General features: G+C 31.7%; 21 protein-coding genes, 1 pseudogene and 1 riboswitch. Of the genes and pseudogenes, 19 read left to right on the top strand and 3 right to left on the bottom strand.

Translation table 11 applies throughout. From position 1 onward, the window contains the following. Positions 1 to 109: 109 nt before the first annotated feature. Positions 110 to 1654, bottom strand: a pseudogene (locus tag AC1RPT_RS03275) (IS1182 family transposase); the annotation flags it as partial. Between the two features lie 307 nt (positions 1655 to 1961). Here AC1RPT_RS03275 and AC1RPT_RS03270 point away from each other — a divergent pair. The 16 genes from AC1RPT_RS03270 (at position 1962) to AC1RPT_RS03195 (ending at position 16212) form a co-directional block, all read left to right on the top strand. Next, entirely contained in the window at positions 1962 to 2876 is a 915-nt protein-coding gene (locus AC1RPT_RS03270; RefSeq protein ID WP_481761351.1) for a CvfB family protein, read from the top strand. Positions 2877 to 3039: 163 nt separating this feature from the next. Continuing rightward, the gene (locus tag AC1RPT_RS03265) at positions 3040 to 3408 is read left to right on the top strand and encodes an N-acetyltransferase (protein WP_481761350.1); all 369 of its coding nucleotides are present in this window, start codon (positions 3040 to 3042) and stop codon (positions 3406 to 3408) included. Further along, positions 3392 to 4144, top strand: coding sequence for a segregation and condensation protein A (locus tag AC1RPT_RS03260; protein ID WP_481761349.1), 753 nt, complete (start codon positions 3392 to 3394; stop codon positions 4142 to 4144). The genes AC1RPT_RS03265 and AC1RPT_RS03260 overlap by 17 nt, the downstream gene beginning before the upstream one ends. A gap of 25 nt (positions 4145 to 4169) precedes the next feature. After that, on the top strand, positions 4170 to 4751 hold the full coding sequence (gene scpB, locus AC1RPT_RS03255) for an SMC-Scp complex subunit ScpB (RefSeq protein ID WP_481761348.1): 582 nt from the start codon (positions 4170 to 4172) through the stop codon (positions 4749 to 4751). Between the two features lies 1 nt (position 4752). Next, positions 4753 to 5484, top strand: a complete 732-nt coding sequence (locus tag AC1RPT_RS03250) for a pseudouridine synthase (protein ID WP_409022503.1) — start codon at positions 4753 to 4755, stop codon at positions 5482 to 5484. A gap of 51 nt (positions 5485 to 5535) precedes the next feature. Then, positions 5536 to 5660: riboswitch (FMN riboswitch) on the top strand. 117 nt (positions 5661 to 5777) lie between these two features. After that, positions 5778 to 6362: an ECF transporter S component gene (locus AC1RPT_RS03245; RefSeq protein ID WP_409022504.1), complete on the top strand. Its 585-nt coding sequence runs from the start codon at positions 5778 to 5780 to the stop codon at positions 6360 to 6362. A 65-nt stretch (positions 6363 to 6427) separates the two neighbouring features. Continuing rightward, complete coding sequence (locus tag AC1RPT_RS03240; RefSeq protein ID WP_481761347.1) at positions 6428 to 7462, top strand: helix-turn-helix domain-containing protein; 1035 nt, start codon at positions 6428 to 6430, stop codon at positions 7460 to 7462. Further along, positions 7449 to 8900, top strand: coding sequence for a RecQ family ATP-dependent DNA helicase (locus AC1RPT_RS03235; RefSeq protein ID WP_481761346.1), 1452 nt, complete (start codon positions 7449 to 7451; stop codon positions 8898 to 8900). The genes AC1RPT_RS03240 and AC1RPT_RS03235 overlap by 14 nt, the downstream gene beginning before the upstream one ends. A gap of 57 nt (positions 8901 to 8957) precedes the next feature. Then, positions 8958 to 9566, top strand: coding sequence for a LysM peptidoglycan-binding domain-containing protein (locus AC1RPT_RS03230; RefSeq protein WP_481761345.1), 609 nt, complete (start codon positions 8958 to 8960; stop codon positions 9564 to 9566). A gap of 54 nt (positions 9567 to 9620) precedes the next feature. Continuing rightward, a complete protein-coding gene (gene cmk, locus AC1RPT_RS03225) occupies positions 9621 to 10286 on the top strand; it encodes a (d)CMP kinase (protein WP_481761344.1) in 666 nt (221 codons plus the stop codon). Positions 10287 to 10384: 98 nt separating this feature from the next. Next, positions 10385 to 11629 (top strand): 30S ribosomal protein S1, encoded by a 1245-nt coding sequence (rpsA, locus tag AC1RPT_RS03220; RefSeq protein WP_481761343.1) that lies wholly within the window; start codon positions 10385 to 10387, stop codon positions 11627 to 11629. Between the two features lie 91 nt (positions 11630 to 11720). Continuing rightward, positions 11721 to 13031, top strand: coding sequence for a ribosome biogenesis GTPase Der (gene der, locus AC1RPT_RS03215; RefSeq protein WP_409022510.1), 1311 nt, complete (start codon positions 11721 to 11723; stop codon positions 13029 to 13031). 198 nt (positions 13032 to 13229) lie between these two features. Next, complete coding sequence (locus AC1RPT_RS03210; protein WP_409022511.1) at positions 13230 to 13505, top strand: HU family DNA-binding protein; 276 nt, start codon at positions 13230 to 13232, stop codon at positions 13503 to 13505. Positions 13506 to 13659: 154 nt separating this feature from the next. Beyond that, positions 13660 to 14919: a tetratricopeptide repeat protein gene (locus AC1RPT_RS03205; protein WP_481761342.1), complete on the top strand. Its 1260-nt coding sequence runs from the start codon at positions 13660 to 13662 to the stop codon at positions 14917 to 14919. Positions 14920 to 15001: 82 nt separating this feature from the next. Further along, entirely contained in the window at positions 15002 to 15472 is a 471-nt protein-coding gene (locus tag AC1RPT_RS03200) for a GNAT family N-acetyltransferase (protein WP_481761341.1), read from the top strand. Positions 15473 to 15606: 134 nt separating this feature from the next. Then, positions 15607 to 16212, top strand: coding sequence for a sugar O-acetyltransferase (locus tag AC1RPT_RS03195; RefSeq protein WP_481761340.1), 606 nt, complete (start codon positions 15607 to 15609; stop codon positions 16210 to 16212). A gap of 96 nt (positions 16213 to 16308) precedes the next feature. Here AC1RPT_RS03195 and AC1RPT_RS03190 read toward each other — a convergent pair whose 3' ends face one another. Then, entirely contained in the window at positions 16309 to 17139 is an 831-nt protein-coding gene (locus AC1RPT_RS03190; protein WP_481761339.1) for a site-specific integrase, read from the bottom strand. Between the two features lie 91 nt (positions 17140 to 17230). After that, positions 17231 to 18091 (bottom strand): YitT family protein, encoded by an 861-nt coding sequence (locus tag AC1RPT_RS03185; protein WP_481761410.1) that lies wholly within the window; start codon positions 18089 to 18091, stop codon positions 17231 to 17233. 173 nt (positions 18092 to 18264) lie between these two features. Here AC1RPT_RS03185 and dapB point away from each other — a divergent pair, with 173 nt between their 5' ends. The 3 genes from dapB (at position 18265) to AC1RPT_RS03170 (ending at position 22253) form a co-directional block, all read left to right on the top strand. Next, positions 18265 to 19050 carry a 4-hydroxy-tetrahydrodipicolinate reductase gene (gene dapB / locus AC1RPT_RS03180; protein WP_409022516.1) on the top strand — a complete coding sequence of 262 codons (786 nt, stop codon included), beginning with the start codon at positions 18265 to 18267 and terminating at the stop codon, positions 19048 to 19050. Continuing rightward, the gene (locus AC1RPT_RS03175; protein WP_481761338.1) at positions 19047 to 20261 is read left to right on the top strand and encodes a CCA tRNA nucleotidyltransferase; all 1215 of its coding nucleotides are present in this window, start codon (positions 19047 to 19049) and stop codon (positions 20259 to 20261) included. The genes dapB and AC1RPT_RS03175 overlap by 4 nt, the downstream gene beginning before the upstream one ends. Before the next feature lie 96 nt (positions 20262 to 20357). Next, the gene (locus AC1RPT_RS03170) at positions 20358 to 22253 is read left to right on the top strand and encodes an ABC-F family ATP-binding cassette domain-containing protein (RefSeq protein WP_481761337.1); all 1896 of its coding nucleotides are present in this window, start codon (positions 20358 to 20360) and stop codon (positions 22251 to 22253) included. The last annotated feature ends 4 nt before the right edge of the window (positions 22254 to 22257 follow it).

The following is a 22257-nucleotide window of genomic DNA, read 5'->3' as shown; positions in this document are numbered from 1 at the left end:
AAGTCCCTTCAATAAAGTTCAAAATAAGGCTCCGGAAATCATTTTTTGATTTCTGGAGCCTTATTTCTTTTTATTTAAAAAAATATAGAAAACAGAAGTATTATTTACCTCCTAAACTGGCTAATTTTTGGATATTTAATGCCATTACTATCAAACCTGCTTCCTTTTTAACCTTCTCAATCCCTCGCAATAGAAATTGATTGAACGGCAAAGAGGCCTTCATTCGACCAAAAACGGATTCTACATCAATTTTACGGTGCGCGTAAATTTGACCCGTTTCTGGTTCAGAAAGTCGTTCACATTGTTGTGCCTTAAAATATTCCCAAGATCCGTTAACTTGAATCTTACGACGTGCACCTCTAAGTGTTTTAGCCGCAGGAATAATTATCTGATTCTCATCTAGTAACTCTGCTTGATATTCTTTAAATTCACGAACTATTCCATATTTATCGGTTCTTTTCCGATACGCTTTAAAGTTAAATCGCACGCCGTGCGGATCAATATAGTAATCATTATTTTCATGATAATCCCAGTTCATAACTTTTCTATCATCAGTTCGCCATTTTTTGCTTTGTTCTCTAATCATGGTACCGTAAGGAATTATAGCAGTTTGATTTGGTAATTCATCTTCAATGAAACGATAGTTTGATTCTGATCCATATCCGGCATCGGCAACAATGTATTTATCTAATTTATTATGAGTACTTAACGTTTTAAGAAACGGTTGAAGTGTTCTAGTATCTGTTGGATTTTGAAATAATTGGTAGCCCAAAATAAATTGGTTACTGGTCGCAATTTGTAAGTTATAAGCTGGCTTAAGTTGACCATTTAACATTGGATCTTCTTTAATACGCATAAAAGTTGCATCATGATCAGTTTTAGAATAGCTATTTCGAGTACCGTATATTTTCATTTGTGCTTCATGTTCACTTAATTTATGTTGGCGTTTAGTTAATTGATTCTTCTTAGATTTTAGGGTTCTTCGAATTCTTTTAGCTGGATTGGGACTTATCTTCTTAGTTCTTGAAACTTCCTGGTCTAATGCTACTAATTTCTGATCAAGTCGATCGATAACTTCTTCAATCATTTCTAGTGTTAGATTGGAGCCTTCTGGGACTTTACAAGCAGCATGCGCTGTTTTTAATTCAACTAGTAGCTCTAAAATCGCTTCGCGATTCATTTGATCAAAACGTATTGTATTCTTTTTCCAAATAAAACTATATTTATTAGCATTAGCCAAAACCTTAGTACCATCAATAAAGATGGCATCACTAATCATATTTTGTTGTCGTAAATATTCGACTAAGGTATCTAAACTGCGATCAATTAAATCAGTTAATTCATTCGACGTTCTAAATCGGACAATAGTTCGGTAAGATGGCATTTGCTCTTGTGTTAACCAACGTGCCGATAAATTTTCTTGTGCTAGTAAGGCGACCCGACGACTACTAAAAACACCTCGAGTTATAGCAAAAAGATATAACTTCAATAAAGCTGAAAGATTATATTCACGGGGGCGACCAAAAAGATAAGGTTCTTTTATTTCTAATTTTTCGATTAGCGTATTGATATAACACGCAGTGTTATTCTTTTCTGGTATATAGTCAGTTGAGATGGCTAAACAAGTCTGATTTATGTTATAATAATTTTGCATTTTTAAGTCCTTTCGAGGATTAAATTAAGGAGCATTGGGGGTCGAAGGCCAGTGTTCCTTTTTATTTTTCTAATTAGATAATATATTAAAAAGTAGTAAAAAGAAACAAGTCTCCCGAAATCAAAAAAGATTTCGGGAGACTTGTTTAATATCATATTGAAGAGACTTATGTCACAGCCCCTTTTTTATTACACAATATTTCTATTCAATTGGCTATTAAGCCTAATATCAGGTAAAATGTGAGTATGTAATTTTAAAATATGAATAAAGAAATATAAAATAATATTTTTTTGAATGGGAGAAATAAATGAGTTCAATAATGGGACAAGTTGTTACCGCAATGGTAACTGATGAGAATGATACAGAATTTTTAGTACAAAAAGATAGTATAACAATGCATTTATTGAAAGATGAAAAAAACAGTCAATTAGCGAACGGTTCGATGGTTACAGGCTTTGTGTATGAGAACGAAGATCATGATTTGAGTTTATCAACAATAATTCCTAGAGCTGGCATTGATCAATATGCATTCGGAGACGTTGTAAAAGTTAGAAGAGATTTAGGTGTCTTCGTTGACATTGGTTTACCAGACAAAGATGTAGCAGTTTCACTAGATGATTTACCAGAAATGAAATCACTTTGGCCAAAAGCTGGTGATCGATTAATGGTTGGACTTAAAATTGATGCCAAAGATCGTATTTGGGGTGATGTTGCGGACGAAGAAATGTTTCGATCAATTGCTAAGAAACCTGATGACTCATTAAAAAATAAAAATATGAAATTTACAGTTATTCGCTTAAAAATGATTGGAACTTTTGTAATTACTGATGATGATTATCTTGGATTTATCCATCCATCTGAAAGATTTAATGAACCTAGATTAGGTCAAGTATTAGAAGGACGTGTAATTGGAATTAGAACTGACGGTACAATTAATCTATCTATCAAACCACGTGCCTATGAAGCAATTAGTGATGATGCAGCAATGTTGATTGCTGCATTAAGTCATAATGATGAAAAAACATTACCTTTTACTGATAAAAGTAATCCAGAAGACATTAAAGAATATTTTGGTATCAGCAAAGGTCAATTTAAGAGAGCTGTTGGACATCTGCTAAAAGAGCGTTATGTTAAACAAGAAGATGGTAATCTTATTTTAATAAAAATGCCTGAGGAATTTGAAACTAATAATGATGAATTAATTAACGAAACAGATGATTAATAGAAAACTATTTTAGTAGGTAAGAGATAATAAATAAAATTATTTGAAAATATAATTTATTAGTTCAACGTTAAATTAATATATCGGTAACAAACAAGTATATTAGTTATTTTTAAATATATGAATTGTCTCATGAATGCCGTGCGTGTAGAGGAGAACAATAATGCTTATTAAGTATAAGAATGATTATGAAAAAATTGCGATGGGCTTGTTGTCATTTATACCTGACTTGAAGGATGTTACTAGAATTAATTTAGCAATTAAAGGTTATCAAGATACAGAAAATCGAGATTTGTATCTTTGGAAAAATGAGGCAGGTAATTTTACTGGTATAGTTGGTATTGAAAATGATGGCAACGTTGTCGTAGTTCGGGCAATATCATTGAGTCCAGATGAAAGACATAAAAAAGTTAGTTTTTTGATTCTGAACGCTGTATTATCGCTATATCCTGATAAAAAAATCATGGGTACAATTGATACTACAAAATTAATTGAAAAATGGGAAATGCAAAAAAATGAGTCAAAAATTTAAATCTATTAGTCAGGTAACATTAAAATTAACCTCTTTTGAAGGACCACTTGATTTGTTACTGCATTTAATCAAAGATTCTGAGATGGATATTTATGATATTCAAATTTCAGAAATAACAGAGCAATATTTAACTATTATTAAAGATACTACGAATATGTCATTAGATGTGATTGGTCAATATTTAGTGATGGCTTCAACGTTGATGAAAATTAAGAGTCAAATGTTATTACCGGCAGAATTTTCCAATGTAGAGGAAACTCAAACTGATCCAAGGGCAAGTCTAGTCGAACAATTAATTGAATATCAAATTTTTAAAGAGGCGGCTGGAGAGTTGAGCGTCAGGGAAAATAAACGTGCGAATTATTTTTCTAAGGAACAAAGTAGTATTCCTAAAAATAGATTTGATAAACCTCAACTTGATATACCTGGCCTGGATTTAGAAACACTTGAGAATGCTTTTAAAAGAGTTTTAATAAAGCAAATAAATCATCAACCAATTGAGAAAAAAATTAATGTGCAACTAGCATCACTCTCTGATAAAATATCAGAAATAAAAAAAATCATTCTAAATTCAAATAAGAGTTTAATATTTAGTGATTTTTTTGAAATAACAACAACGGTTGATGAAATTGTTGTTACTTTTCTGGCAATATTAGAACTTTCAAAATTAAACCAAATTAAATTGAAACAAGCAAATAGCCATGAAATGATTCAGATTTTAAAAATTGAACCATAGATTATTGTATTAAGGAGGTACGAAGGTGAGTCATTTAGCAAATATTGAAGGACTTTTATTTGTGAGTGGGGATCAAGGAATATCTCTAGCAGAATTATCTAGATTAACTGGATTATTGAAATCAGCAGTTAAAGAACAACTTGAAAAATTATCATTAAAGTATAAAAATGATATAAATTCTAGCTTGGAGCTAATTCAATATAATGATTGTTATCAATTAGTAACAAAAGAGAAATTAGCAGATTTAATTAAAGATTATTTTGAAAATCCTAATTCAAGAAGACTTTCTAATGCAGCACTGGAAACGCTAGCTATCATTGCTTATAAACAACCAGTGACACGACTTGTAATTGATGATATCCGAGGAGTTCAAAGTTCAGGATCACTGCAAAAATTGATTGCTTTAGATCTAATTCGTGAAAATGGACGTCTTGATGTACCAGGAAGACCTATTATATATGTAACAACGACGCAATTTTTAAATTATTTTGGATTAACTGAACTAAAAGAACTTCCAGTGATTAGTGAAAATCAAGATTTTGATGGAGAAATAGGTAAACTTTTTTTAAATAATTTTAACGAAAAATTACAAGAAAATGAGGAATAATATGGCAGAGGCAGAAAGATTACAAAAAGTTATGGCGCAATCAGGTGTTGCGTCACGAAGACAATCCGAAAAAATGATTTCAGAAGGTCATGTTAAGGTGAATGGTAAGGTTGCAAGTGAGTTGGGTATTAAGGTCACAAGTGAAGATAAAATTGAAGTTGATGGTATTCGTTTAAATGAAGAACCATTAGTCTATTATTTATTCTACAAACCAAGAGGAGTTATTTCGGCTGTTAAGGATAATAAAGATCGTAAGGTTGTTACGGATTATTTTCCAGGTGTAAGGGAAAGAATTTATCCAGTCGGTCGATTAGATTATGATACTTCTGGATTATTATTAATGACAAATGATGGTGAGTTAGCCAACAAAATGACTCATCCAAAGTATAAGATTGACAAAACTTACGTCGCTAAAGTGAATGGTATTCCATCTAATGATGATTTAAAAACGTTACGTCAAGGAATTGTAATTGATGGTAAGAAAACGGCTCCTGCTCATTCAAAAATTATTTCAGCAGATAAAAATAAGCAAAAAGCAATTGTTTCATTAACAATTCATGAAGGCCGAAATCATCAAGTTAAAAATATGTTGGCAGAGGTCGGACATCCAGTGGAAAAATTAAAACGTGAAACTTATGGATTCTTAGATTTATATGGATTAACTTCGAGTCAATACCGTGAGTTATCTGAAGAAGAAGTTCATGCATTGAAAAGTATCGCCGAGCGTAAATAATTGTAACTTATTTTATCCTATGTTATATTTTGTAGCGTAATAAAATATTTGGTTCGTCTTCAGGGGCAGGGTGTAATTCCCGACCGGCGGTTATAGTCCGCGACCCACATTGTATATGTGGCTGGACTGGTGTAATTCCAGTACCGACAGTTAAAGTCTGGATAAAGAAGATAGGGCTTATTTGAGTAAGTAATTTCAAATGAACTCTGTTAATCTTTAGTGATTAATGGCGTTCATTTTTATTTACTTGAAAGGTTCTTCATTGAAGATGGCCTTCCAGGAGGTTTTCTAGTATGAATCGGTCACCAGTTTATAAAGTTGTGATTACAGCGTTCTTAGCTGCAATCTCATACGTATTAATGTTTTTATCTTTCCCAGTAATTTTTCCGTATTTAAAAATTGATTTTAGTGATTTACCAATTTTAATTGGATTTTTTATTTTGGGACCAATGAGCGGTGTGATGGTTGCCGTCGTTCGTTCATTGCTGTATCTAGTTTCAACTGGAACAGATATTGCCAGCTTGATAGGTGTTGGAAGTAATTTCTTAGCATCAATGGCGGTATCATTTCCAGCATATTATCTTCTCAAAGGTAAAGGAAACCTTAAGCCAACACTTGGAAAGAGTATTTTGGCAGTTTTAGTGAGTACCTTTGTACTAACTGCTGTATTATCTATTGCAAATTATTTTGTAATTCTACCAGTGTACTTGAATGTTATCGGTATGAATATCGGAATGTCAGTATCCAAGTACGTTATTGTTGGTATTGTTCCTTTTAATATTATAAAAGGAATTCTGGTCGTTGGGTTATTTAGTCTTTTATATCAGAGAATGTATGGTTGGGTTCAGTTAAATAATAAAAAATATAAACAACTATAGTATAATTAATGAGGGAGAATTCTTAAGTGATTCTTCCTCATTTTATTTTATAAGGATGGTATTTTATGGTTGAAGATTATCTCTTACAAATGTTTAATGTCGAATATCGGCGACCTAATGTAATATTTAGCATTATTACAGGTCGGAATACTGTTTCCAATATATATTGGGGAATGCGTTATGATTTGCTAGATTATTTTAGTATTGATCCTCAATTTACAAATGAAATATATCAAAAAATACTTTCTAAGTTGAAACAAAATAAATTACTCACTGAATCTAATGGGCAAGTTCGGTTAACGCAAAATGGTTTAATTCGACAAAAAAAAGCGAAAAGCGATTTATATCAAATTAAGCACCCTAAATTAATAAATCAATATAAATTTAATGAATGGTCAGAAACTTGTATTTTAGCTATACAAGTTGTATCTGAACTTAGCTTTGTTAATCGTCATTATTATCCTGTCGTAACATCCGAATTAACTAAATTTAATATCAAAAAATGGATTTCTAATAATGACAAAACAATACTAACAAAACAAGTTAATTTAGAATTACGATTGTTCGTGCAAAAAATTGATACAAATTCTAGTTTAATATTTATGAACAAATTAATTGGTCATAATCTTAATGGATTGACCAATAAACAGTTAGCAAATGAGTTGAATCTATCAGAAATGGAGATTCAATTAATATACAGAGATACAATAAATTTTTTTGCTAGTTGGATTGAGGAGCAAAAACAAAGTGTGTTCAAAGAATTAGTTCAGTCAATTCTAAAAACAGGAATTATTTCTGAAAGTGCAAAGGAAACGATGAGATTAATTACTATGGGCCTATCTGTTAATGATGTGGCTAAAAGTAGAGGATTGAAGACTAGTACAATTTTTGAACATTTACTTGAATTAGCAATGATTAGTGAAAAATTTCCATTTGATACTTTTTTAACAAAAAAAATAGTTAATGATTTATCTGAAATTATGGGGAGAGATATTGATCAAGTACCTTTTAAAATAATACAAAATAAGAAACCTGATATAAATTTTTTCGATTATCGTTTGTATCAAATTTATAGGAGTAAAATAGATGTCCAAAATTAATTTAAAAGAAAAATTGATGGAATACTTTGGATTCGATTCATTTATGATAGGCCAAGAAGAAACCATAGAAACTATCTTATCTGGTCAAGACACGTTATCAGTACTACCTACAGGGACTGGGAAATCATTGTGTTATCAGTTAGCTGGCTATCTTATGAATGGTACGACAGTTATCGTTTCACCGTTGTTATCTTTAATTCAAGATCAAGTTAGTCAATTTAATTTTCGTGGTAATGGGACAGCTATTGGATTAACATCAATATTGAGTTATTCTGAAAAAAAATATGTGTTAAAAAATATACAATCTTATAAATTTGTTTATTTATCTCCTGAAATGCTAAGTCAATTTGAAGTGATAAATGCCCTTAAACAAATAGATGTATCACTATTTGTTGTAGATGAGGCACATTGTATCTCCACTTGGGGACCAGATTTTAGGCCTGATTATTTGGATTTGAATAATGCAATTGTGAAACTTGGTACACCTTGCGTTTTGGCGTTGACAGCCACAGCTGCACTAAATATTCAGAATGATATTATGACACAATTAAAAACAGAAGGTCGAGATTTTCATAAAATCATTAAATCGGTTAATAGAAGTAATATTTTTTTAAGTGTCTTAAAAGTGCATGATGAATCTGATAAAAATAAGCAATTATTAAATTTATTGAATAAAATCAAGGGTGTTGGAATCGTTTATTTCTCGAGCAAGAAAAAGGCAAATGAGGTCTCAGATTTAATAAATAATAACACTGGATTAAGGTCTGAACCGTACCATGCTGACTTGAATGATATGGCAAGGTATACGGTACAAAGACAATTTATGGAAAATCAAATAGATGTTATATGTGCAACAAGCGCTTTTGGTATGGGTATTAATAAGAAAGATATTAGATACGTTATCCATTATCATATGCCCGCTGATTTTGAAAGCTACGTACAAGAATTTGGCCGATCTGGACGAGATGGCCAGCAGAGTATCGCAATTGTTTTTTCTCAAGAAAATGATGTGTTTCTACAAAGAAACTTAATTGATTTAACCATTCCAGATGATGATTTTATTAGGATGTATTTTAAAAAACATAAGGAATTAGTTGGTCTTGGAGAAGAAAAAGGTAAACTGTTAGATTATTACTATGAGAAACAAAGCTCAGTTGAAGAGGTGCAGTTCCTTTTTAGACAAAGGAAAATTGAAAAAGAAACTGGATTACAAAATATGATAATGTTTGTTAATTCAAGTAATTGTCGAAAGCAACAAATTTTAAACCATTTTGGAGAATCGAAATTAATAGAACATGATGAATTCTGTTGCTCAGCGTTATTTAATGTGGATGTACTTCAAAAGATTGGATTAGAAAAAAAGATAATCAAAAATGATGACAAGCAGTTAATTCAATCAACAGATAATATTATTTCAAGATTGTTTAAATTATCTTGAGAATAATTTGGATTATTATGGTAAAATAATGATAATTGTTTTTAGGAGGATTGAAAAATGAGTGATAAAAAAGATAATTCAGAAAAAAAGCCTTGGGAAAAATCATTCGAAGACGATAGAGACGATAATGGAAATTATTCTCGATCAGCGAATAGACGTAAAAGTAAAAATAGTTCATTATTAACTACGGGGTTATTAGTTGTTTTTGTAGCTATTATTATTGGAACGATTGCTTTTTATATTGTTGAAAGTAACAAAGTATACCAACCAGAAGATAGAACCACAAGCGAGAGTTCAGTAAGTAAAAAAATAGTTACCAAAACTGATGATTCTGATAGTTCTAGCTCAAGTGCTAAGAAAAGCTCTGAATCAAAAGAAAAAGCTAGTTCTGAATCGAAAGAAAAAGCATCAAAAGAAAAAGCTAGCTCTGAATCAAAAGAGAAAGCTAGTTCTAGCACTAATTCAAGCTCTAGCTCAGCGTCTAGTGAATCAACCAGCTCTGATAGTTCATCAAGTGCATCTTCAAAGTCATATGTAACTGTCGAAGCAGGACAAGGCATATATCGTGTTGCAGCAAACAATGGGTTAACTACAGAACAACTTCTACAAATGAATCCAGGGTTGACTACTTCTATTAGTGCAGGACAAAAAATAAGAGTTAAATAATATACATATGGGATTGATATCTAATCAATCCCATTTTTATGGAGGAATTACTTGATGAAAAATAATATCCAAATTGCAATTGACGGACCGGCATCCGCAGGAAAAAGCACTGTCGCTAAATTAGTTGCTAAAAAATTAAATTATGTTTATTGCGACACTGGGGCAATGTATCGAGCAATTACTTTTGAAGCAATGGCAAAGAATGTTGCGCTGGATAATGATGATAAGTTAGTTAGTCTATTAAAAGATACAATAATTTCTTTTAAACCAGCAAATCCAGAACAATTAGTCTATATAAACAATATAGACATAACACAAGCAATTAGGCAACCTGAGGTAACTAATAATGTTTCAACGGTTGCTGCTCAAGAAGGTGTACGCAAGGAATTAGTTAAAAGACAACAAGAAATTGCCGAAGATGGATCAATTGTTATGGATGGTCGTGATATCGGAACGACAGTATTACCAAATGCTGAAGTTAAAATATTCTTAGTTGCGAGTGTTAAAGAACGTGCTCTTCGCCGATTTAAGGAAAATCAAATTAAGGGTATTAATACAACACTTGATGTTTTAGAGTTTGAAATTGCCGAACGAGATCGAAAAGATTCTACACGTGAAATTTCTCCGCTTATTCAGGCAAAAGATGCTATACTTGTAGATACGACTTCAATGAATATTGATGGGGTCGTACAGAAAATTATGGATATAATTAACAAATAATAAAATAAAATGTGAAAAATGAGTATTAGCACTAGTAATTACTCTTCATTTCAGCTAAAATAATAAATAGAGTTTATTCGCTAAGGAGGACATTGTCCATGAGTAATATTGAAGAAAATAATGATTTACTAGAAGCATTAAATAGTGTAAGTGAAGTTAAGGTTGGTTCTGTTATAAAAGGTGAAGTTTTAGCTATCGATGATGCTAAACAAGTCATTGTTGGTATTGAAGGCGCCGGTGTTGAAGGTGTTGTACCAGCTAAAGAACTAGCACTTAAAGCTGGTGAAGAAACAGAAGACGTTGTCAAAATTGGTGACGTTATGGATTTAGTTGTTATTTCAAGTATCGGTGGCGATAAAGAAGGTGGTAGTTACTTACTATCACAAAGAAGAATTGCTGAACGTGAAGTTTGGAATGACTTACAAAAATTAGCTGATGATGATGCTACAATCGAAGCTACAGTAACACAAGTTGTTAAAGGTGGATTAGTTGCTGATGCTGGTGTGCGTGGATTCGTACCCGCTTCAATGATTGATGATCGTTTTGTTGAAGATTTATCAAAATATAACCATCAAACATTAGATTTCAAAATTATTGAAATTGACCCAACTGAAAATAGATTAATCTTATCACATAAAGCAATTGTTAAAGCTCAAAGAGATGCTCAAAAAGTAGAAACTCTTAAAACTTTAACAGTTGGTGAAGTTGTAACAGGAACAGTTGCCCGTTTAACTAACTTCGGTGCATTTGTTGATCTTGGTGGTATTGATGGACTTGTTCATATTTCAGAAATTTCTTACAACCGTATTTCTAAGGCAGAAGATGTCTTATCAGTTGGTGAAGAAGTTAAAGTTAAAGTATTGGCAATCGATTTAGATAAGAATCGTATTTCATTATCAATCAAACAAACATTACCTCAACCATGGGATAATGTTGAAAATGATATCCATGTAGATGACGTCTTAGATGGTACTGTTAAACGTTTAACGACATTTGGTGCATTTGTTGAAGTTATGCCTGGAATTGAAGGATTAGTTCATATTTCACAAATTTCTTACACACATATTGCTACACCAGGCGAAGTTTTAAAAACTGGCCAAGCTGTTCAAGTTAAAGTACTTGAAGTACATCCAGCAGAACATCGTTTAGCTTTATCAATTAAAGCTCTCGAAGAAAAACCAGCAACAGAAGAAAAACCTGAAAAGAAAAAAACAGTTAAAAAAGCTGCACCAAAAGCTAAAGCTCCTAAATCAACAATGAGTGGTATGCCAGAAGAAAGTACTGGTTTCACACTTGGTGATATTTTAGGTAAAGCATTAGAAGATGCAGATACTAACAAATAATTAAAATATTATTTTTAAGTAACGACTGAACTGTAGTTCAGTCGTTTTTATTATTTATTACAAAAGATATTTAGAGAGTGAGGTACTATCTATGGCAAATCCTGTTGTAGCAATTGTTGGACGTCCTAATGTTGGAAAGTCCACAGTTTTTAATAGAATAGCCGGGGAAAGAATTTCAATTGTTGAGGATACTCCTGGTGTTACACGAGATCGTATTTATGCTCATAGTGAGTGGTTAGCGCAAAAATTTAGCTTGATTGATACTGGTGGTATCGATATCGGTGATGAACCCTTTTTGACGCAAATCACTGAACAAGCACAAATCGCAATCGATGAAGCTGATGTTATTGTTTTTCTTGTAAGTGTAAAAGAAGGCGTAACGGATGCTGATGAGAAAGTGGCTAAAATTTTATATCGTTCTGATAAGCCAGTTATTTTAGCGGTTAATAAAGTTGATAATCCCGAGTCTAGACAAGATATTTTTGATTTCTATTCATTAGGATTTGGAGAACCATTTCCAGTTTCTGGTAGTCATGGCCTTGGGGTTGGTGACTTATTGGATGAGATTACAAAGAAATTCCCTGAAAATATTCCTGATGAAGATGACAGTCGAATTAAGTTTAGTTTGATTGGTCGTCCTAACGTGGGTAAGTCTTCATTGGTGAATGCAATCCTGGGTGAAAATCGTGTTATTGTTTCACCTATTGAAGGGACTACACGTGATGCAATTGATACAGCTTTTGATACTGAAGAGGGCGATATGTTCTCAATGATTGATACAGCTGGTATTAGAAAACGCGGAAAAGTATATGAAAATACTGAAAAGTATTCTGTACTACGTGCCATGCGTGCTATTGATCGTTCAGATGTTGTTTTAGTTGTGTTAAATGCTGAAGAAGGTATTCGGGAACAAGATAAGAGAGTTGCAGGGTATGCCCATGAAGCAGGACGTGGTATCATTATCGTCGTAAATAAATGGGATACTCTTGAAAAAGATAATCATTCATTATCTGATTTTGAGGCTAATATACGTCAAGAATTTGCATATCTTAGTTATGCTCCTATTATTTTTGTGTCTGCAATTACACAGCAACGATTATCTAAGATACCCGAATTAATTAAACGCGTAAATGAAAATCATAGTCGTCGTATTACATCTTCAGTATTAAATGATGTCATTATGGATGCAGTAGCCCATAATCCAACGCCAACTGATAATGGAAAACGTTTAAGAATTTACTATGCAACACAAGTAGCAATACAACCACCTACATTCGTTGTATTTGTTAATGATACTGATTTGATGCATTTTTCATATGAACGTTTCTTAGAAAATCAAATTAGAACATCGTTTGATTTTGAAGGAACACCAATTCATGTTATTGAAAGAAGAAGAAAATAATTCAAATTGATAAAACGCTACCATGCCATCTTTTTTTCTGCTAAAGTAGTTAAATACCTTGATGTAATACGTTTTGTATGGTATCTTAAATAAAGAATTAGTAGAGTAATCTCTGGTTCTATTATTATTATTTATTTTAAATAATAATGGCTGAATATTTTTAAATATTCGGACACATTTTAGGGGAGGTGAAACATTATGGCAAACAAAGCACAATTAATCGAAAATGTTGCAAAAGAAACAGGATTGACAAAAAAAGATGCTACTGTCGCAGTTGATGCTGTATTTGGTTCAATCCAAAGCACATTAGCTACAGGTGAAAAAGTTCAATTAATCGGTTTCGGTAACTTTGAAGTACGTGAACGCGCTGCTCGTAAAGGTCGTAACCCACAAACTGGTGAAGAAATTCAAATCCCTGCAAGTAAAGTACCTGCATTTAAACCAGGTAAAGCTTTAAAGGATTCTGTTAAATAATACTTAGAAAAAGCTAGTACAATTCATTTTGTACTAGCTTTTTCAATCTATAATTTATTTTATAGACAATAGTTATGTACGAGATTACTAGCTATTGTGTGTATGATAGATTAAACTAAACCATATTAATTTAATAATGAAGGGAAGTTATTTAATGACGCATTCAGAAATTATGCTAGACTACTTGGACGAAGGACAAATTGATGAGGCAATGAAAGAATTTGCCAGAGCATTAAGAAAAGACAATGATGCAACATTATTTAGTTTAGCAGAAGAGTTATATAGCTTAGGTTTTTTAGCTCAATCTAAACGTACTTATGAAAGATTATTAGAAAAATATCCAGAAGAAGATACTTTAAAAACATTCCTGGCAGATATTGCAATTAGTGAAGGAAAATCTGATGAAGCACTTAACTATTTGTCAGAAATTGAAGAAGATTCAGAAGCTTATCTTCAGTCTCTTATGGTTGCTGCCGATTTATATCAGACACAAGGTATGTTTGAAGTTAGTGAAAATAAATTATTAACTGCATATAAGTTGGCTCCTGAAGAAGAAGTTATCCAATTTGCTTTAGGCGAACTATATTTTAATACAAAACAATTTAGTCAGGCAATCGGATTTTATCTTGAATTAATTAAATCAGGACAGACTGAACTGTCACAGGTTAACTTAGTACAAAGATTAGGTGTTAGTTACGCAAACAGTGGGCAGTTTGAAAAAGCAATGGCATATTTAGAACAAATTCATTTAGAAAATATGGACTCTGATACTAAGTTACAGATGGGTTTAACCTATCTACAATTAAATGATCAACAAAAAGCAATTGATATTCTTTATGATTTGAAGGAAGAAGATCCTTCGTATACATCCTTATATCCAATTCTTGGTCAAGCACTTTCAGATGAGAATAGATTGAATGATGCTTTACTTGTCTATCAAGAAGGGTTAGCGGTTGACGAGGTAAATGATACATTGTATGAACAGGCAGCGACTGTTGCCTTAAAATTGGACGATGAGAAGCAAGCTGAAAAGTATTTAAATAAAGCAATTGATATTAATCCAGATAATACTGGCATATTATTACAATTAAGTAATTTATTAGTTAAGCAAGAACGTGATGATGAAGATATTAAATTACTAGAAGATATCAAGAGCGACGGAGATGTAGATCCTCAAATATTTTGGAATTTAGCTATTTCATATGAAAGACTTGAAGATTATGATAAAGCTGAAGAAAATTATTTAGAAGCATACCCTTATTTTACTAATCAAGTTGACTTTTTAAGATCTGTTATATTTATTTTTAGAGAGAACGGACGACAAGAGGAGTTAAAGGACGCAATTAAACATTACTTAGCTTTAGTACCTGATGATCAAGAAATTATTGATATTCAAAATGATATAAATTATTAAAATAAAACGTTTATATCATTCTTTTGGTATAAGCGTTTTTTGTTAGCAATTTGTAAGATTTGCTTAAAGAAGGGGAAGTAAAATGATTACAAATCAGATAGTGATACCAAAATTAGAAGATAGTACTGAAATATTTAATTTAATTAGTCGTAATCGTCTTGAATTAAGTGAGTGGCTTCCATGGGTTAATGCTATGAAATCGATTAATGATGAAATAATTTTTTTAAGAGACTCTTTTAAGGATGAAACTAAATTAATTTTCGCTATAAAAATTAATAAGAATATCGTTGGCATGATTGATTTACATGGAATAGATTTACATATGGGAACTGCTGAGGTTGGTTATTGGTTAGACAAGTCGTATGTAGGACGCGGAATAATGTCAAAGGCCTTAACAGAACTTGAGAAACTAGCTATAAAGGAATATAAGTTAAAAAAATTAAAAATAATACTAGATTTGAATAATATAAAAAGTTTGAAAGTAGCTAAGACTAATAATTATCACTTTATAGAACAAAATGACCAAAATTTAATTTTTGAAAAGAGATTATAGAATTTATGATGGTATATTTATAAATGATATTATTATTTTTTGCTTTTTAATTGCTATTAAGGATATAATTTTAGATAGGTAATGTTGTTTAAATGGCGATTAATTATCTAAAATTATATATCGGGGGTAGGGACATGAAAGATTTAAACGAAAAAGAAATTGAACGATTGAGTAAAAAAAGTATTACTGAGAAAATTATAGATGGCGATTGGTACCAATATTCTAAAGAAGAATGGGCTCAAAAAACTGTTAAAACAAGTGCACAAACTATTTATAAAATAAATAAATTGGCGGCTCATGATACGAATGATGCAGATAAAATGCTTAAAGAATTTTTACCTAATATGGAAAAATCTGCTGAAATATATTTTCCAATTTCAACTATAGAATGGCCGGAAATGTTAAAAATAGGGTCAGGCACATTTATTAATTCTAATTTACAGATTTTAAGTGCAGGACAAATAACAATTGGAGAACACTGTTTCATTGGGCCTAATTGTCAGTTATATACACCTAATCATCATTCTATGGACAAAAATTTACGTCGTGAAGGATGGCAATATGATGCACCAATTACAATTGGTGATGATTGTTGGTTTGGTGGATCAGTGATTGTTTTACCTGGTGTCACGATTGGAAATAATGTCGTCGTTGGTGCTGGTAGTGTGGTAACAAAAGATGTACCTGATAATGTTTTAATCGCAGGTAATCCAGCACGAATTATTAAGACTATTGGTTAGATAAAGTTATGGCGAAAAGTAGCATAATTTAAAAATATTTGGGCAACAAAAAGGAGCTAGAATTTTTCTAGCTCCTTTTTGTTGCTCTTTTAAGGTTTATATGATTAATTTTTGTTCAATAATTAAATGACGGTAGTATAAAAGTGAATTTGGATCAATTCTTAACGTCATCATAATTTCTGAATCTGTCATCGTATTGTTAGTGAGAATAGAAAAACAAATAGCTGACTGGTACAGCAGACGTGGTGAAACATTTGGCGCAATAAATTGTAAATCTTTCTTTAAAAATTTATGTAGACCAGGTAAAGATAATAAAGGTGCTTCAACATTTTTACGCAGTTTTAAAAAGCAATCGTTGGAGTTTTGTAAAATTTGTAGTTGTTTAATATAGGTATTGAATTGCTTCAAAAATAATTCCTCTGTTTCCGTAAATGTTAATTGTTTAAAGCTAACGAAAAAACCAGGTTGTAAGATTTCTGAAATTTTAAAGAAATGCCGTGTCATTAATAAAACAAGTCGAGAATAGTAGCTAATTTCTGAATTTAAAAGATAAGAGTCGAAGTCTATTAACCAATTGAAGGTTATAACAGAATTTGCGATATTTTTTTTCCCTTTTAACATTAATGTTGGAATATGAGTATTTATCTGATGGGTAAATAAATATTTAAAATAACCATTCAGATGCGATAAAACCTTAGTATATGTTGAATTTTTAATATTTCTTTTATCTTGAAGCATAGTTAAATATTGACGAACGTCTGATTCTAAGATAGTTTCAACCATTATTGAATTAGAGAATGCATCATTAAAATTTAGAAGATAGTTAAAAAAATCATGAATATCGTAGTTATATTCTAAAATTGTTGATGGGGACAAAGAGTTGGATTCTAATGATAAATTAAAAGCTTTTTGATAGGGATAATTCATTTAATTGCCTCCTTTAGTAATAAACAATAAGTTACTTTAACTATATCACACTAATAAAGCGCACTGCAAAAATCGCAGTGCGCAAGACCAATCATTTATTAAAGATATTAGTGATATTAGTGATTTTATTCTTTTTTTGTCGATTAAAACTAAACCCTTGTCCCAGTACTTCATTAACACTACTAATTGAAACAAAAGCATTTGAATCCTGGTTTTGTAATATTTCCTTCAACTGATGAAGTTCATTACGGTTGATAACAACATAAATCATTTTTTTATTTTGGCGAGAATAAGATCCCTCACCATTGATGTAACTAACACCTCTGCCTAATTTATCCCAAATTTCATTAGTTATAATTTGATATTGGTCACTAATTATTAAGATGCCAAGTCCAGAATAACTACCTTCAAGAGTGAAGTTAACAATTTTTGAGAAAACATATGAGCTTAGTAGGGTATACATCATATGCCTTAAATCTAAGTAGCTAAGTGATATGACCAAAACAGCAATATCAAGGGCAAGAATTGTCTTACCCATTTGAATACCACGTGTTTTTTCAAAAATTCGAGCCACTACATCAGTTCCACCAGTAGTACCACCAAAACGATATACTAAGCCTGACCCAAGGCCACCAAAAGCACCAGCAAGGATACCTGCTAAAAACAAATCATCATTTACATTAATTTGAATCGGAACACGTTGCCAAATCCATAAGAAAAGAGATAACATTATTGTTCCATATATAGTATAGACTAATGATCGTTTACCTAAAAAACGGTAACCAATAAGGATTAATGGAACATTAATTGCAATTGTTGAATACGCAGGATCAATATGAAACCAATAACGTAAAATTAAAGTAACTCCGGTTATACCACCTTCAGCAAGATGGTTTGTTATATTAACGGTTGCTAATCCAAATGCATAAAAACAACAACCTAACGCAATCATTACTAAATCGATTATTTTAATTCGTTCATTTTTTAAGATTAGTTCTACCCCCTGAAATAAATTCAATATAAATATCATACCATATTATCGATGAATGTCTGCTGACTATCATTTTAAATCTAGTATAAATCTGTTAAACTAGATTGTATTAATTAAAGATGAGGAGGATTACTATGATTAAAGTTTTGGTTGCTGGATTTAAAGGACGAATGGGTGCCACTACAACAAATATGATCTTAGAAAATCCATTATTTGAATTAGTTGGAGTCTATAGTACTACAGCTACAGAAAAAAATATAAATGAAATTACTGACTATAAGACAGAGAATGTCCCAATATTCAATAAGCTAGATGAAATAAACGTAGTTTCCGATGTTTGGATTGATTTTACTGTCCCAAGTGTTGTTTTCGAAAATACTAAATTTGCTATTTCGAAACATATGTCACCAGTTATTGGGACTACGGGTTTATCGGAAAATAATATAGCTGAACTTAAACAATTATGTAAAACAGAAAAATTAGGTGGATTGATTGCTCCTAATTTTGGTATTTCAGCTGTTTTATTAATGCAATTTGCGCAACAAGCTGCTAAGTATTTACCTGACGTTGAAATTATTGAAATGCATCATGATAATAAATTGGATGCTCCAAGTGGTACAGCCTTAAATACCGCAAAATTAATTGCTGAAGTTCGTAAACCTAAAATTCAAGGCAACCCTGATGAAAGAGAAACATTACCAGGTGCGAGAGGTGCAGCCTTTGAAGGCATGAGAATTCATAGTGTCCGTTTACCAGGCTATGTTGCTCATGAACAAGTCTTATTTGGTGGCGAGGGTGAAGCATTAACTATTCGTCAGGACTCATTTGACCGTATTTCATTCATGTCTGGTGTTGCATTAGCTACTGAAAAAATTGGACAATATAAAGAATTACTAGTTGGATTGGAAAATATATTATGATAGTTTCCAATCTTGCGGATGATTTCATTAATGCTGAACCAGTGATTAAAGCCATTGAAAATGCTGGTTTTGAAGCATATTTTGTCGGAGGAAGTGTTAGGGATACTATCTTAGGATTACCAATCCATGATATTGATATTGCCACTAGTGCATACCCTGAGGAAATTAAGGAAATTTTTAATAAGACGGTAGATACAGGTATTCAACATGGGACTGTTATGGTTTTAGATCATGGAGAAGGTTATGAAATCACCACATTTCGAACAGAATCAACTTATCAAGATTTTAGACGTCCAGATCATGTTGAATTTGTACGCTCTTTAGAAGAAGATTTAAAACGTCGTGATTTTACAATCAATGCCTTAGCAATGACACATGATGGACGGATTATTGATTTGTTCAACGGACTACAAGATTTAGAAAATCACATCATTAGAGCTGTTGGCACTGCTGATGAACGTTTTAATGAAGATGCTTTACGAATGATGAGGGCAATTAGATTTGCAAGCCAATTAGATTTCACAATCGAAATGGAAACGAAGAAAGCATTAAATAAACATGCACCACTATTGAAAAAGATTGCTATTGAACGGATTCATATTGAATTTATTAAATTACTGTTGGGAAAAAATCCTCAAATTGGACTTCGACATTTTGTTGAATCAGATTTAGTAAAATATTGTCCCGAATTTAATAATTATTTATCGGAACTAACTGATATGTCAAAAATGCAATCAATTAAACTTACATCAGAAGTAGCTGCTTGGTCGTTAATTATTCATGTTCTAAAGATAACAGAAACTAATATTAATCATTTTCTAATCTCATGGAAAAGTTCAAATGAGTTAATTACACACGTTCAAATAGTTATCAAAGCACTTAACGGTATTATTCATGATTCCGTTAATCGAGAACTGATGTATGAAACTGGATTAGAATTATTATTAATTGCAAATGAAGTTGCAGCAATATTTAATAGTAATTTAGATGCAGAAATGCTGACAGTTGCTTATACTGCACTTCCAATTAAGTCTAAAAAAGACATGGCAATTAATGGACGACAGTTAATAAAAGATGTTGGTATTCAACCAGGTGAAAAATTAGGCCAAATTTTATCCATATTGGAAAATCGTATTTTACTAGAAGAAGTCCCAAACGAATCAACTCAATTATTAAAAGTGGCTAAGCAACTAATGTTAAAATTAGCGTAAAAAAAGAGATTAAATATCATTTAATCTCTTTTTTTACAAAACATGCTTAGTAATACAAATTATAAAAGAGAATCAATTAGATAAGAGAGTGATTACATGCAAACACTGAGGGTAGAACATTTAAAGAAAACATACGGCGAAAAAACATTATTTGATGATTTAAATTTTATTGTTAATGAAAAAGATAGAATCGGATTGATTGGAACTAACGGTTCAGGGAAAACAACGTTATTAAATGCATTAACAGACCTTGACCCAGCTGATTCAGGAGATTTAATTAAACCAAATAACTATCGTATGAGTTATTTAAAACAAATACCAGAATTAAATGATGATATGACAATTATGGAAGCCGCTTTTGAAGGAGCTTCACCTATTTTTGAAACAATTCGTCATTATGAAGCTGTTTTAACAGCCTATAGTGAACATCCTGAAGATGAAAAATTACAGCAACGTTACTCAGATGCGGAAGATCGTATGAATCGTGAAGATGCATGGAATGCCGATAATGACGTTAAAACAATTCTAACGCAATTACAAATAACGGATTTAACACAAAAAGTCTCAACCTTATCTGGTGGACAGAAAAAAAGAGTTGGCTTGGCTCAAGTACTCATACAAGCTCCTGACTTATTAATTCTTGATGAACCAACAAACCATTTGGACTTTAGTTCTATTGAATGGCTAGAAAGTTACCTTAAAACGTACAAAGGAGCTTTAATTGTTGTTACTCATGATCGGTATTTTTTAGATCAAATTGCCAACCAGATTTTAGAACTATCATTTGGTAAATTACACTCGTATGAAGGTAACTATCAAGATTTCGTTGCTCAAAAGGCTGAAAGAGTTGCCCAGGAAGTTACCGCTGAGCATAAAGAACAACAGCTATATAAAAAGGAACTAGCTTGGATGCGTACTGGAGCAAAAGCTAGATCAACAAAACAACAAGCACGAATTAACCGTTTTAACGATTTAAAAGAAAATATGAATTCATTACAAATTGATCAAGATGTTTCAATTGGACTAGGCCAACAGCGGCTTGGTAAAAAGGTTATTGAGCTAAAAGAAGCTAGTTTAGTCTTAGAAAATCATAAAATTATTGATCATTTTAGTGAGTTGATTCAGGCGAGCGATAGAATCGGGATTACCGGTAAAAATGGTGCTGGTAAATCTAGTTTACTAAATGCAATTGCTGGAAAATTACCACTTAACTCTGGCGAATTACTAATGGGCGAAACGGTTAAATTAGGTTATTACCAGCAACAAACTGAACCCATACCTGGCGATAAACGAATGATTAACTATCTAAATGAAATTGGTGAAAATATCGAAAATAAACATGGCGAACGAATAAGTACAACACAACTTTTAGAGCAGTTTCTTTTTCCAAGATCGATGCATGGGACATTAATTAGACAGCTATCCGGTGGTGAAAAAAGAAGACTCTATCTCTTGAAATTACTTATGCAACAACCAAATGTCTTATTACTAGATGAACCTACAAATGATTTAGATATTGGAACATTAACAGTACTTGAAGACTATTTAGAATCTTTTAATGGCGCAGTTATAACTGTCTCACATGATAGATATTTTTTAGATAAAGTTGCAGATCAATTACTTATTTTTGAAGGCGATGCTAAAATTAATCGTTATACTGGATTATTTACATCGTACCTTGCTAAAGAATCACTGGATGATGCCGTATCAATATCAAAAAAAGAAAAAATTATCGAACACGACACCATTTCTGACGATAAATTAAAAGTTAAATTAACTTATGCTGAACAAAAAGAATTTGAAACAATTGAACAGACAATTGATAATTTAGAAGCTAAGAAAGAAAAAGCTGAAAGTGATATGTCGAATATCAATGGCAATGATTTTGTAGCATTAAGTGAACTACAAGTGTCAATTGATAATTTAGATGATGAAATTGAAGAAAAGATGAATCGTTGGGACTATTTAGGTAAATATGCAGAAAAGGGGTAATTTT

The organism is Dellaglioa sp. CoH-56-MRSF-11, assembly GCF_056782135.1.
This window is presented reverse-complemented; position numbering and strand designations above follow the sequence as displayed.

Coding starts and splice junctions, on each gene's coding strand:
- AC1RPT_RS03270 (WP_481761351.1), top strand. CDS start 1,962: ATGAGTTCAATAATGGGACAAGTTGTTACCGCAATGGTAACTGATGAG.
- AC1RPT_RS03265 (WP_481761350.1), top strand. CDS start 3,040: ATGCTTATTAAGTATAAGAATGATTATGAAAAAATTGCGATGGGCTTG.
- AC1RPT_RS03260 (WP_481761349.1), top strand. CDS start 3,392: ATGAGTCAAAAATTTAAATCTATTAGTCAGGTAACATTAAAATTAACC.
- AC1RPT_RS03250 (WP_409022503.1), top strand. CDS start 4,753: ATGGCAGAGGCAGAAAGATTACAAAAAGTTATGGCGCAATCAGGTGTT.
- AC1RPT_RS03245 (WP_409022504.1), top strand. CDS start 5,778: ATGAATCGGTCACCAGTTTATAAAGTTGTGATTACAGCGTTCTTAGCT.
- AC1RPT_RS03240 (WP_481761347.1), top strand. CDS start 6,428: ATGGTTGAAGATTATCTCTTACAAATGTTTAATGTCGAATATCGGCGA.
- AC1RPT_RS03235 (WP_481761346.1), top strand. CDS start 7,449: ATGTCCAAAATTAATTTAAAAGAAAAATTGATGGAATACTTTGGATTC.
- AC1RPT_RS03230 (WP_481761345.1), top strand. CDS start 8,958: ATGAGTGATAAAAAAGATAATTCAGAAAAAAAGCCTTGGGAAAAATCA.
- cmk (WP_481761344.1), top strand. CDS start 9,621: ATGAAAAATAATATCCAAATTGCAATTGACGGACCGGCATCCGCAGGA.
- rpsA (WP_481761343.1), top strand. CDS start 10,385: ATGAGTAATATTGAAGAAAATAATGATTTACTAGAAGCATTAAATAGT.
- der (WP_409022510.1), top strand. CDS start 11,721: ATGGCAAATCCTGTTGTAGCAATTGTTGGACGTCCTAATGTTGGAAAG.
- AC1RPT_RS03210 (WP_409022511.1), top strand. CDS start 13,230: ATGGCAAACAAAGCACAATTAATCGAAAATGTTGCAAAAGAAACAGGA.
- AC1RPT_RS03205 (WP_481761342.1), top strand. CDS start 13,660: ATGACGCATTCAGAAATTATGCTAGACTACTTGGACGAAGGACAAATT.
- AC1RPT_RS03200 (WP_481761341.1), top strand. CDS start 15,002: ATGATTACAAATCAGATAGTGATACCAAAATTAGAAGATAGTACTGAA.
- AC1RPT_RS03195 (WP_481761340.1), top strand. CDS start 15,607: ATGAAAGATTTAAACGAAAAAGAAATTGAACGATTGAGTAAAAAAAGT.
- AC1RPT_RS03190 (WP_481761339.1), bottom strand. CDS start 17,139: ATGAATTATCCCTATCAAAAAGCTTTTAATTTATCATTAGAATCCAAC.
- AC1RPT_RS03185 (WP_481761410.1), bottom strand. CDS start 18,091: ATGATTGCGTTAGGTTGTTGTTTTTATGCATTTGGATTAGCAACCGTT.
- dapB (WP_409022516.1), top strand. CDS start 18,265: ATGATTAAAGTTTTGGTTGCTGGATTTAAAGGACGAATGGGTGCCACT.
- AC1RPT_RS03175 (WP_481761338.1), top strand. CDS start 19,047: ATGATAGTTTCCAATCTTGCGGATGATTTCATTAATGCTGAACCAGTG.
- AC1RPT_RS03170 (WP_481761337.1), top strand. CDS start 20,358: ATGCAAACACTGAGGGTAGAACATTTAAAGAAAACATACGGCGAAAAA.